The 12,819-nt window shown below is 42.8% G+C and carries 12 protein-coding genes and 1 pseudogene; 5 read left to right on the top strand and 8 right to left on the bottom strand.

What is annotated here, in order from left to right; translation table 11 throughout:
* Positions 1-182 precede the first annotated feature (182 nt).
* Both I8U27_RS12665 and I8U27_RS12660 read left to right on the top strand, forming a co-directional pair.
* Positions 183-1,418, top strand: a complete 1,236-nt coding sequence (locus I8U27_RS12665) for a hypothetical protein (RefSeq protein WP_181752443.1) — start codon at positions 183-185, stop codon at positions 1,416-1,418.
* Between the two features lie 230 nt (positions 1,419-1,648).
* The gene (locus tag I8U27_RS12660; protein WP_232345472.1) at positions 1,649-1,996 is read left to right on the top strand and encodes a YunG family protein; all 348 of its coding nucleotides are present in this window, start codon (positions 1,649-1,651) and stop codon (positions 1,994-1,996) included.
* A gap of 127 nt (positions 1,997-2,123) precedes the next feature.
* Here the strand turns inward: I8U27_RS12660 and I8U27_RS12655 are convergent, their stop codons facing one another.
* The 5 genes and pseudogenes from I8U27_RS12655 to I8U27_RS20675 all read right to left on the bottom strand — a co-directional run.
* Positions 2,124-2,630, bottom strand: a complete 507-nt coding sequence (locus tag I8U27_RS12655) for a hypothetical protein (RefSeq protein ID WP_181752441.1) — start codon at positions 2,628-2,630, stop codon at positions 2,124-2,126.
* An 11-nt stretch (positions 2,631-2,641) separates the two neighbouring features.
* Entirely contained in the window at positions 2,642-3,817 is a 1,176-nt protein-coding gene (locus tag I8U27_RS12650; RefSeq protein ID WP_181752440.1) for a hypothetical protein, read from the bottom strand.
* A 620-nt stretch (positions 3,818-4,437) separates the two neighbouring features.
* The gene (locus I8U27_RS12645) at positions 4,438-5,796 is read right to left on the bottom strand and encodes a GntP family permease (protein ID WP_181752439.1); all 1,359 of its coding nucleotides are present in this window, start codon (positions 5,794-5,796) and stop codon (positions 4,438-4,440) included.
* A 569-nt stretch (positions 5,797-6,365) separates the two neighbouring features.
* Positions 6,366-7,883 (bottom strand): class I adenylate-forming enzyme family protein, encoded by a 1,518-nt coding sequence (locus I8U27_RS12640; RefSeq protein ID WP_181752438.1) that lies wholly within the window; start codon positions 7,881-7,883, stop codon positions 6,366-6,368.
* An 81-nt stretch (positions 7,884-7,964) separates the two neighbouring features.
* A pseudogene (locus I8U27_RS20675) lies at positions 7,965-8,096 on the bottom strand (DNA polymerase subunit beta); the annotation flags it as partial.
* A gap of 323 nt (positions 8,097-8,419) precedes the next feature.
* On the opposite strand from I8U27_RS20675, the gene I8U27_RS12635 reads away from it, so the two are divergent.
* A complete protein-coding gene (locus I8U27_RS12635; RefSeq protein ID WP_181752437.1) occupies positions 8,420-9,568 on the top strand; it encodes a metallophosphoesterase in 1,149 nt (382 codons plus the stop codon).
* A gap of 73 nt (positions 9,569-9,641) precedes the next feature.
* Positions 9,642-10,451, top strand: a complete 810-nt coding sequence (coaW, locus tag I8U27_RS12630) for a type II pantothenate kinase (protein WP_220185970.1) — start codon at positions 9,642-9,644, stop codon at positions 10,449-10,451.
* 127 nt (positions 10,452-10,578) lie between these two features.
* Here coaW and I8U27_RS12625 read toward each other — a convergent pair whose 3' ends face one another.
* Positions 10,579-10,830 (bottom strand): hypothetical protein, encoded by a 252-nt coding sequence (locus tag I8U27_RS12625; RefSeq protein ID WP_181752436.1) that lies wholly within the window; start codon positions 10,828-10,830, stop codon positions 10,579-10,581.
* Between the two features lie 111 nt (positions 10,831-10,941).
* Positions 10,942-11,412, bottom strand: a complete 471-nt coding sequence (locus I8U27_RS12620; RefSeq protein ID WP_181752435.1) for a hypothetical protein — start codon at positions 11,410-11,412, stop codon at positions 10,942-10,944.
* 372 nt (positions 11,413-11,784) lie between these two features.
* On the opposite strand from I8U27_RS12620, the gene I8U27_RS12615 reads away from it, so the two are divergent.
* Positions 11,785-12,576, top strand: coding sequence for a nucleotidyltransferase domain-containing protein (locus I8U27_RS12615; protein ID WP_220185969.1), 792 nt, complete (start codon positions 11,785-11,787; stop codon positions 12,574-12,576).
* Positions 12,577-12,638: 62 nt separating this feature from the next.
* Here the strand turns inward: I8U27_RS12615 and I8U27_RS12610 are convergent.
* Positions 12,639-12,819 (bottom strand): hypothetical protein (locus I8U27_RS12610; protein ID WP_181752433.1); only part of this gene is annotated, 181 nt, incomplete at its 5' end.

Below are 12,819 nucleotides of genomic sequence, written 5' to 3'. Positions count from 1 at the left end.
GGTCACATGATGAGGGGGTTAGCCTAAATGGTTTGAACCGGAAAAAGACATTAAAGCAGGCGTGAAAAGAGCTTTTCCTTGTTTCCTTTTGGCCTCGTTGTGATTCAGCTGAACGGGTAAAGGCGAAACTTTACGGATCAGTTTGGAATAAGTCAATCATTAATCGAGGAGATGGTTTGAAAATGAAAAGCTTTTTTAAAAAAATCACTGCCGGATTGGCGTCTGCTTTCCTGCTTTTTGGAGTGATGGGGATCCAGACTGCTTTTGCAGCCAGCTACTATTGCGATAATGACAGAGACCCGAATATGTATAGTTGCACAAACTCCTTATCTGGCAGCTGGGCATACAGGAGCGGGCAGTCCGGAGATCAACACGGCGATGACCGCCTGCATTCCACAACAAATGTAGACAATTATTATAGATGGAACTTCAACAGGAGTGGTACTTTTAACGGGTACGCTTACCTCAATAACTGGGACTTTACCAATCCCGCCGCTGATTATTATGTAGGTAATTCAGGAAAAAGATCGGTTAACCAGAATACGGCCCCGGCTGGCTGGAGCTATGTAGGTACCGGCAGCGGTGCTGATGTCTGGGTGTTTACCAACTGGAGAACAAAAACAGGTGCAGATATGGTAAGAGTTGACACCTCAAGCCTTTCACAATCTGAAAACCATTCCGGGTCAAAGCCAACGGTTGACCTTGCTTATCATCAAGATCCAAAAGTAGCCGCGATCCAGAAAAAAATGTTAAATGCCGTTGACTACTATAAAGACATTCAAGGCTCATTCCATATTGCCTTTACGAACAACCAGCAGAATGAGCAGGTTGAGTTCATGATTGCCGAAGGGACTTCCCCGGGCAGTTCTATCAAAGTAACCGGAAAAAACGGAACAGTGAGAGAAATGAAATCAGACGGAAAATCTCTCCTGGAACTGAACCATCAAACAAGAGCTTACCAGAAAAGCAAAGCTGCCTACGCAGATCCGGATATCGCAAACGGACCGCGCTACTACAAAGATGAAGCGGGCCGTTCAGTTTATGTGACCCGCCAGGACCCTGCCCAGGCACATGCTGCCAATGAGGTCACCCTGCCTCAACACTATGCCTTCTGGTTATCCAATCCCAACAATAAAGTGACAGGCCATGAGAAGCTGTTGAACCGGGATGTAACCGTGGTCGAAGGAACCCATGATGCATACCTGGCGAAAAAGCTAAAAGCGAAGAGTTATAAAATGTGGGTAGACACAAACACAGGTGTATTGCTAAAGCTGGAAGGAAAAGATGCGAACGGAAAAGAAGCCTACCACATCATGACCACCCAGATCCGTATCAATCAAGGGGTGGATCAATCCAAATTCTCCACATCTGATCACTTGCTGAAAGGCTGGAAAAATCTCAGCCTAAACCGGCAATAGCTCCTCAGGTTGTTTGGAGCCTGAACGGGCCATCAGCATGAACAACACTTGAAATATACTTGAAAAGCTACATTTAGCAGAAGGGTTCAGCTGCTTTGACTGAATCCTTCTTTTTTCTGCCGTATATAAATTGATTTCTGTAGCGCTTGACTGTAACATTAACGTAATATAACTGTAATATTTCCCTTCCCTTTAGCCTTACTTTCTTCTTCTTTGAGGTGAGTCCGTTGTTGTTAACACATGAGAAATTACTTAGAATTTTATGTCATGTCTGGTCTGAAAAATCAAGTACAAAATATTCTCCGGAAAATCCTGCACGTGGGCAATGTGGTGTTACAGCTCTGGTTGTGAATGACTTGTTCGGGGGTGAAATCCTGAAAACACCATTGCCGGAAGGCTGGCATTTTTATAACCGAATACATGGACAGGTGTACGATTTCACTGCTTCTCAGTTTAAGGAAGAAATTAAATATGAAGATATTCTTTCTAGCAGAGATGAAGCTTTTGCCGATACAAATGAACAACAATATCATTATCTGAAGCATTCGATTATAAGCAGAGTGAGAGACTCTGACTGATAGGCATAACAGGGGGAAAGAGCAAAAAATACCACAATACGGGCTGATCCGCATTGTGGTAACTTTACAATTTTTTCATTTAATGACATTTTAACACAACTGAGGTTTGCCGAAAGAAGAGACATTTTCATGTCTGTGAAATATTTTTAAGTATGGCGATCTCACACTCTCTTACAACAATTACAAAGCCATCACTTGTTTCTTGAAAGGCTATGTTCGGATCGAGATCATTTAATTTGTTTTTTATGAGTTGCAAAGGCGGAAACATTTGTACATATAAATAAAGTTTGCGAAGGATTAAGCTTTGAGGGTCCACATGCATTTCAACTCTGATGATATCCTCATTTGTCCGTTCAATCTCATGTAAACGCCATATCATGATCTTTTCTTCATTGTCTTCTTCGATATGACTAGAACCAAATAACCAGGCTAACGTTTGAAAGTTTGGATCTCCTTCTCTAAATATATCTGCTAACTCTATGACCAGTTCATCTATTGGACTCTGCTCAAACTTGTTTTTCAGCACATCCCGGGAGTCATCCAAAAACCAGGAAGCCAGGTCATCATTCTCCACATCACTGTCATCTAAAACACCAATCGGATTCGGCTTTTTATATAGAAACCTCTTATCCAATTCCATCACCTTTACTTTCTATACGCATGATACTCTCCACCCAACTCTTTTGCGATTTTTTGGAAAAGCATATCCCATACTGCTGCGTGATTGCCTTCTTTAAATAATTTCTGGGCTGTGGGATCATTCCGAAGCTCTCTTTGTGCTTCCTTAAATTTTGTCTCAATCAGATACGGATCGATCTTCCATCCGTCTGGCCCTCTCTTCATGCTATAGGTGGTTCCATTTGGGGTTACTGCCCTGATCTCTGCCATGTTAAATCCCACTGCGGTTTGCAGGTCGGGCAGGCTAAATACACCATTTGTGGGATGATTATGGGTAAACACAGCATCTTCAGCTACATCTTTGTATTTTTTAAGATTGATTGACTTCTCATTGCCAACAACTATGTCTGAAATGGGATTACCGTTCTTATCAAAGAATTGCCCATGTTCCTTTGACTCATATCTAATTTGATCTTCCAAATTTTTAACTGTTTCCGGTGCATGATCAACCTTCCCGTCATGATCTCCTTTCCCACTTCCATTATTATTCTGGTCTCCAATATCTTCTCCTTCTTTTACTTTCCTCCTGGAACCTCGAATGATTTTGGATACTTTATCCGCACCTTTGGTACCCACAATGGCTAACCCTATTTGCCCAAGCGCATAGCCGAACCATTCAGCCCTGCTTTTGGCATCTCCATTCACAACATCACGCACCCACGATTCGGAAATGGATTTCCAGATCGCCTTAGCCGTATCGATGGGGTTCATGATCGCATTAATGACGTTTTTCACACTGTCAATGGGATTTGTGATCAGGTTCCAAATTCCTGCCACGGCATCAAAAATAGCTTTCCCGATTCCCTTCAGGAAGCTGCCAACCACGACCACAACGGATGTGAGCAACTCTAAGACGCCTTCAAACCATTCCCAAAAGCTGGCCGCAGCTTCCTTGGTCCACTCCCAGGCACCGGAAACTGCTTCCTTCATCCAATCCCAGAACCCGTCCCCTTCCTCCACATTCTGATTCAACGGCTCCGTTTTCTTCGGTGCCGATCCTTTTTCGACCTTGTTGAAATGGTCATCAACCTGTGGGACATCAAAGCCGCCGCCAGCAGCATGAACTTCGCCGAGTCCAAAGATCCCGATACCGACAAATGTTAAAAGAATCAGAATGGCGAATGGACAAAAATATTTACCCATATGATCCGCTACAGAAAAGAAAACTCTAATTAAAAATTTACCCAGCCTGCTGCAATTTGCTTCACCAGGCACAATGGTTGGGTATCCATCCGGGCAAAGAGTTTTACACTCTCCCGTAACAGTTCCCTCCCTTCTTTAAAAAAGGACAGCCTCGACCTTAAGTCAAATCTGTCCAGCCAAAAGTAACCTGTTACAAGAAATACGGTAGTCTTACACCATTTTACTAAAATCAAAAAATTAGTTCTTTTAAATTATACACGAATATACGTTTATGTTACAATATTATCTCTTTTATATTTAATAATATATTTAAATTCTTAACAACTAATTATAGTATCCAAGTTCCTATCTGCTGTCTCACAATATAGCGAAAAACAAAATATATCCACAATCAGACAGCTCACCCGCATTGTAGCTTGTTTTTATTGGTTTGTTTCCTGTTGCTTCATCCCGCTTAGTATTCGTCATGCGTGAATGTGGAGCAAATCTTACAGGCTGATTAGGAACCGAATATAAAGCATGAGTAAGATATCTCTTTCACTCTTGATTTTGACCAAAGAAAAACCGCCCATGTTAAGAGCGGAACGGTCGATCGCTGTTAGCGTAACAAAAAATTTCTTTTATACGAGAATCACCCATAAAATCATAGTTACAATAATAGCTGTTACGCCCTGTAGCAATGTAGCCATCGTTTGAGCTTTATACGCTTCGGTCACTTTCATTCCACTGAATTGCGTGACTACCCAGAAATAGCTGTCGTTTACGTGACTCACTGCCATCGCACCCGCACCAACAGCCATAACGACAAGGGCTAATGGGATCGCCCCATCCATCCCCATTTGCTTAATCATTGGAGCAATAAGAGCAGATGTAATGACCAGGGCCGCGGTTGATGAACCTTGCGCTGTTTTCAATGCCGCCGCTACAATAAAGGGAATTAATAGAACAAAAGCCCCACTCAAAAGACCACCATCAGCCAATCCTTTAATCAAATCGGCTACCGGTGTCGTCTTAATAACCGAACCGAAAGCTCCGCCTGCTCCTGTAATGAGAATGATCGTTGCCGAATCTTTTATTCCTTCTCCAACCCATCCCGTTAAGGTTTCTTCATTCCACTTCGGCAAAAGTGTAAACGAAACAAATACGCCTATTAACAGGGCGACAACTGGTGTACCAAGAAAAAGAAAGAAATTAGGGAATTGCCCGGTCCATCCAAGGGAAGAAATGATAGAAGCTACACCGATGAATAGGATTGGAATCACAATCGGTGCAAACGCTTTTCCAGTGGAAGGAAGGTTTCCGAACTGCTTCACGACCTCATCGTAGTTAAAGTGATGATCTTCTTCTCCTTGAATATGAATTTTGCTTGCCACCTTAATGGCCCAAATATACCCCACTAAAATAACCGGAATAGCTACAATCAGTCCGATAATGATAATCGTCCCTAAATAATTGCTCGCTCCGATGTTACCCGCCGCTGCAATCGGTCCGGGTGTCGGCGGTACAAGGGTATGGGTAGCATACAATCCAGTAGCCAGTGCAACAGACATAGAGGCAAGAGCTACGTTTGTCCGTTTGGCAAGTGCTTTATTCAAACTCGACAATATCACATATCCCGAATCACAAAAAACGGGAATGCTGACAATTGCTCCTATTAAGGACATAGCTAACTGTGGTCTTTTTTCTCCTACAAGTCTTAAAACAACTTCTGCCATACGCAAAGCAGCTCCCGATTTTTCTAAAATAGTTCCAATTACTGTTCCCGCTAAGATAACAATTCCGATACTGCTCATCAGCCCGCCAAAACCATCATTGACAGCTTTAACCACATCAGCCAACGGCATCCCTGCGGCAATTCCCACTCCAAAAGACGCTATCAATAAAGCTAAAAACGGATGCAGCTTCCACTTTGCCGTTGCCAAAACGATAAATCCAACACCTAATAAGATAATTAAAAACAATAAAGGTCCATGTACCATATAACTTCCCCCTTCAAATCTTTAACTTGATGACGCTTTCATTAAACGGGCAATGTTGCGTACACATGTATACAAATACCTTCTTGCGTTCGCCATCGATTCCTTTAAGTCCATGGATCCTATCGCAATGAAATGGCAACTGACAAAAATCTTCGTATCGCCGTTCATAACCATTGCCAAGGCTTCCCGCTCCTCCATTCGTTTTTTATTTGAATAAACATTTAGAATTGGGATAACATTAAGGAGACAAATTACAGTGTACTTGCAGCAAGCCAAATGAGATATCCTTTATATTTATCCCTTGGGTATCAAGAGATAGCAAAAATCTATATTTTTGAAACATTCAACCATAATTAATCACTAAAAGCCCTTAGAAAGTTAAATAGAACCGTCTGTGGTTTTATACAGACGGTAAGCAATGTTCCAGATCTACCATGCTACACTACCAAAAAATCGCCTTAACTACATTGTGAAACGGACATCGACCGGATCAACACTTCGGAATCTCGTATATTCCAGTTGCTCTTTGATCCGACTAAGAAAACTCCTGCAACGCCAGGTACACTTTGTTATTTGGTTTTGGAAGCCGCTTGATCGCGTAACAATTGTTTCTGTATTTTTCCAACCCCATTGCGAGGCAGTTTTTCTATAAAAATCACTTCTCGAACTTTGAAAGCAGCCATCTTCTCATGACAATAGGCTAATACTTCCTGTTCTGTTATCGTTGCTCCTTCTTTTAACTCGATATATGCTCTTGGAATCTCTCCGAAATCTTTGTGGGGAACTCCTATTAAAGCTACATCATTTACTCCATCTAATCCTCTAATCACTTCTTCTACTTCGGACGGAAAAACGGTCTCTACTGCAAAGCGAATCATATCTTTATACCGATCGACGACATAGATGAACCCATCTTGATCTATATATCCGGCATCACCAGTATACAGCCATCCATCCTCATCTTTGACTTTTAGCGTTTCCTCATCGTTTTGCCAATACCCTATAAAAACAGAGGGACTTTTGACCGCAATTTCGCCGACCTCACCAGGAGGGAGTTCTTGTTTTGTATCGGCATCAACAATCTTCATTTCTCCATTGATCAGTTTACCGATCGAATCTATTTTATCCAGCCCCATGTCTGGCGACCAGTAAGAGATAGCACCCATAAATTCGCTTTGTCCATAAATATTCATGACCGGGTATCCAAAGGAAATATAACTTAACGCTAAATCTTTAGGTAAAAATGTTCCCCCCGAACCTATCATTTGTAAGCTGCCGAGATCCCGGTCTCTTTCCAAAAGAAAGGGTAGCATCATCTTGAGCAGAGCAGGTGCACCATAAACAAAAGTAACCCGTTCTTGTTCTACTATGTCCCAAACTTGCCGAGGATGAAATCTTGGCATGAACACAATGGTTTGACCTGTTAGAGCTGCTTGTAGTAAGAGACATAAAGCGCTAACATGAAAGAGAGGTGAAAAAAACAAAGATCTTCCATCTGATCCAAAGCCGCCAGCAAAAAGTGCTGATACACAGGAGTTATAATACTGATCATGACTACCTAACACGCCTTTGGGAGTACCAGTCGTTCCAGAGGTATAGGCGAGAATGACTGGCGCATGTTGATCTACTTCTATATTTGGTTCCTGATCAGGAAAAGAATCTATCAGCTCTTCAAGCGCAGGATCCAGATCTCCATCTACTCCGACTTTGATCGCCCGTTCTATATGAGAGATATCTTTTGCATACGTAAGAATATTGCTAAACTCTTCGTCATAAAACAATATTTTGGGTTGAGCATTTTCCATTAAAGGTGCTAACTCATTTGCATTGAGTCTCCAGTTAAGCGGGATCACAATCGCTCCAACTTTGGCTATAGCAAAGATAAGCATAGGATTCCAATAATCGGTTGAACATAAGAGCGCAATTCGATCCCCTGGTTTTACATCTAAACTAAGAAGATAATGTGCGAATTGATTGACACGTTTATTATATTGTTCATATGTAAAACGTCGCTTCATACCAACAATCGCTTCTTTTTTTGGAGTGAAGTAAGCTCTGTGTTGTAAGATCTTCCCCAATGTAGGCATTCAGTTTAACCTCCTTATCTATAAACTACATACTAATATTTATATAAAGAATTTTACTATATTAGAAGTTCAAATGACAGGATAATGAGATGAAACAGAACCTGAAACACCGTCATCGATCACCTGTGAGACTCTTTTTATATCACGAAATATAAAGTCAACATGGTACCCTTGAACCACAAGCCAACCGCCGCTATTGATCCACGGCCCCCATGCTTAATATGGAAAGAACCTGAATAAAAAGGAATAGAAATAACGATTCCGTTCCATCCCGGAGAATCAATAAGTAGTATACCAGGGACATCTGGTAAATCATCCCCCTCTTTGATACCCTAAATAATAAGGGTTCAAGAGGGTATTTTATTGGTCAAACGGTACAACTGACGGATGAGTCACGGAAACCAATGCCGCTATTCCATCATGCTTTCTGATCCGATTTACAGTTTAAATTTACAGAAATTTCCTAATCAACTGGCCCACTCACTACGCACTGTCGAATACTGTCCCGAACTACACCATGGAGGAGATAAGTAAACATGTGGGGTCTAATGATAACTGTATTTTTATTCTTATATAGTTTGATGTGTTACTACATAGGCCGCAGAGGATGGACCATCCTCGGCAAATCGGCTTCCCGTTTGACCCGGATACTGTGTTTGATTGTTTTCTTCTTATTGGTCTTGCCCTTCCCTGCCGCAGAACTGGGAGAGGATGTTCTGCCTGGCGCCATCGTGCCCTGGTTAACCATCTGGGGAGGGTACTCGATGATAGCCGTTTTGTATGGTTTTTTCCTGCTCCTGGCCATTGATTTCATCAGGCTTATTGATAAATGGGCCCGCTTTATACCCGCAGCCGTCAAGGAACATAAAAAAACGCCCCCGATTTTGGGTGCCGCAGTGGTTATCCTCGTTTTGGCCATTGTGACTTACGGCGGTTGGAATGCCCGCAATCCGGTAATCACAGAGTACGATGTCACAGTAAATAAAGATGCCGGCTCCCTGCAACAACTCCAAATCGCCATGATTTCCGACATTCACTACGGCCTGATTATTGATGTTGAACGGCTGAACCGCTTGATCGAAATGATGAATGAAATCAAGCCCGACATGGTTGTGCTGGCCGGAGATATCACGGACGGAAGCCTCCCGTCGGGAGAAGCCGGGAAATTGGCTGAAGTTTTGGGGCAGATCAAGGTACCATACGGAACATATGCCGTTCCCGGAAACCATGACCGGGATCTGCGTGATCATGACAGTGAATTAATGCGGCACCTGAAGGAAGCGGGAATCCATGTCTTAAAGGACAACTCTGTCCGCATTGGAGACAGCCTGTATCTCATCGGCCGGGACGATCCCAACCGCCGCAGCGTACCGGCACGGAAGGAACTGAAAGATTTACTGAAGGGAACCGATTCTTCCAGGCCCCTCATTCTACTAGACCACCAGCCCCTTGATCTGGAACAGGCCCAGGCAAACGGCATCGATCTGCAACTGTCCGGCCATACCCACCGGGGCCAGATATTTCCCGCAAACCTGATCACCGGGCTGATCTACGAACAGGATTGGGGATTACTTAAGAAAGAAAACTACCACCTTATCATTTCATCAGGCTTCGGTACCTGGGGTCCGCCGTTAAGAATCGGCAATCATCCGGAAGTGGTGAGTATAACACTGAATTTTAAGTAAATATTAAAGATCACAACGAAAAAGAACGAATGATACCATTTCATCCCAATAGAGGAAGTGAAACAATAAACCAATGATAAATATTGGAATTGATGCTGGCGGTACGCTGGTCAAAGCCGCCTATATGCATAATCATTCGCTCAAATTTAAGAGGTTTCCAATTTCCCGATTGGGAGATGCAGCTTCATGGATCAACGGATTTGAAAAGGCTAAGATTTGTATGACCGGCGGTAAAGCAGCTTTATTGAAGTCAATGATCAATTATAAAGTTGCAGAAATGGTTGAATTTGAGGCAACATGTGACGGAGTGCGTTATCTTCTCGCAAAAAACGACGGTTCAGAGAAATCATATATATTAACCAATGTCGGCACCGGCACTTCGATTCACCATATTGACCATAACAAGCAACAGCGGCTCGGAGGAACCGGGGTTGGCGGCGGGACCATCATGGGGCTGTCCCAATTGCTGACCGGGCTGACAGATTATGAAGCCATTGTATCACTGGCCGCCAAAGGAGTTCGGGATCGAATAGACCTGAAAGTAAGCCATATTTATGAGGGAGCAGAACCTCCCCTTCCGGGCGATATAACAGCAAGCAATTTCGGAAATATTTTACCGCAGGGATCCACAGACCCATTGACCAAAGAAGATCGATTAGCTTCTGTCATCGGTCTGGTAGGGGAAACGGTGGCAGTCGTAAGTGTTCTTGCAGCCGGACATTACGGAGTATCATCCATTATTTACATCGGTTCATCTTTCGTTCGGAACGACCCTCTTAAAGAAGTGGTAGAAAGTTATACAAAGCTTGGCGGAGCTTCACCCGTGTTTCCGGAACATGGAGAGTACAGCGGGGCCATTGGAGCTTTATTGTCTCTTGGTTAAGACCGGGGACCAGTCGCCGCAAGTCATAACCAAAGCCCTCCTCGTTGCCGGAGGGCTTTTTAAACCATACATTCAGCACTGTCCAAACCGTGAACCAAAAAATAAAGTCATTCAAGATTAACTAGAATTAAGACTCGAATGCTGTTCTTTCTGGAAATTTTCCACCTTTCCTAATCAAGCACTCCGCCAATTTCTGCGCAGCTCTATCAAAATAGAACTGAGACGGAATGTTTGGGTCAGGCATCGCTTCTAACTCAGTAAACTTTTTGGTTAATTTGTTTAACTCAATTTTCCCCATTACATTTTCATTTGGTCCAAATCTGTAGACCACAATTTCGTCAGTCTCATATTCTTTCAGTAATAATACGTAAGAAGCCAAAATTACTCCTCCTCAGGCGGATACCATGGAGACTTCTCACCAAAAAATAGATTCAAGGCAAATAAGAAAGATCATTTATGAACCAGGCATCATTAAACCCCCTAGGTGATCTCATTCAAAAAATGAATCCCACAGTTTTTCAGCGTCATCCAACCACTCTCTCCTGGACAAATCATACAGTTCCCCACCACCATGAATGGTCAGGTAGCAAGGATATGGAAAATAAGATCCCCCTGCTTTTTCCCATTGCTTAGCGAACCAGTTAATAAACTCCTCTTCTGTATCAGCCAGAATATGATCTTCCATTGGTTCATCCGGGAAACCTTTAAGTAAATTGTAAGAGAACAGGTTTAAATCAGCAGTTAAATTTTCGCCATGGGTATTATGAGTCAGTTGCGATGCATAACCAGTAAACGGGAAGGCAGTGATATTCAAATATTCGACCCCTTGCATTTCAAAGAGCAACAGATCCGTCTCATCCGGAAAAGGATAATGGAACACTTTTTTTAAATTCTCCAACGTTTCTTCCTCTTCATTTTTTAAGTTTTGATAAAGGATTTGACGCAGATCACCTGGCAGCAAGGCTATTACCTCATTTCTTTTAAAGATGGGGATAAAACGGATGCCCATTCGGATCTATGATATATTCAACAGCTGCTTTTACATCAGAAACAATAATCGTGTATTCATTCTCTACTGCAAACATATTTGGTTCTATATCCACCAAAACGAGCCATGCCGCATATAAACCGTCAAACCTCTCTGTAATCCTTAATAAATCCGGAAAAAACGAAGGGAACCTTCTCGTTGACCGCAGTTTATGTCATGATTGAGTAGATGGAACATGGCGCCGAATGGGCTTTAAATCCGGCCGATCTATACCTGTGCAGTTGATCAAAGATGCATTGTGAATCGTAAGTGGAATTCATCAAACATAAGAGAGGTATCATTGAGATGTTAGACCAGCAAAGTCAGATTTTAGAGGAACTGAAGAAAATCGAGAACGAAGAACAGGTACGTATTCTTTATGCGTGTGAATCGGGAAGCCGGGCGTGGGGATTCCCTTCCAAAGACAGCGATTATGATGTTCGATTTCTCTATATACGCCCAATCGAATGGTATTTATCCATCTTTGAAAAAAGAGACGTGATTGAACGGCCCATTCACGACCTTCTTGACATCAACGGATGGGACCTGCGAAAAGCCTTAAATTTATTCCGAAAATCAAATCCGCCGCTGCTGGAGTGGTTGCAGTCGCCAATCCAATATTACGAGCACGGTTCGGTTCCCGGGCAGCTTCGGGAATTGTTATCCTCTGCTTTTTCGCCGAAATCGTGCATGTATCATTATCTCAATATGGCAAAAGGGAACTTCCGCGAGTATCTGCAAGGAGAGCAAGTGAAAATCAAGAAATACTTTTATGTATTACGCCCGATTCTCGGATGCATGTGGATAGAAAAGAGCCACACGATGCCCCCGATGGAGTTTGAACAATTGGTGGATGAACTGTTGCCTGCAAACAACGAGTTAAGAAGCGAAATCACTTGCCTGCTTGAACGGAAAAAATCAGGGGATGAACTGGATTTGGAAGCAAAGATCAACGCCATCAACAACTTTATTCACGAGAAGATCGGGCATTTTGAAAAGACAGCCAAACACCTGCCCGGTTCAGAACAAAAACTGGACCTTCCATTGGATGAACTGTTTCGTGCTGCTTTAAGCGAGGGTTGGAATAAAAAAATATGATCAAGGCAAATAGAAGACAGCCTTTGATTTGCCTTGATCATGGCCTTTACCCTTTATTCATTTCAACTTGTCTCATCATCTTTTTTGCCTGAAGTTCCCGGTACCTGCGGGTTGTAGATCATTGGCAGCAGATGGTTGCGGTCGATTCTTCCGGTGACCAGGCTTGTTTCAAAGGTGTAACTGTTGCATTTAAGTTTAAATGTGTTCCTGAGCTCGCGGGTGACTTCCTCGATTTTGTGCCGC

Source organism: Paenactinomyces guangxiensis (assembly GCF_016055185.1).
GTDB lineage: Bacteria > Bacillota > Bacilli > Thermoactinomycetales > Thermoactinomycetaceae > Paenactinomyces > Paenactinomyces guangxiensis.
Note: the sequence above shows the minus strand (reverse complement) of the source record. Positions and strands in the feature narration are given on the sequence as shown.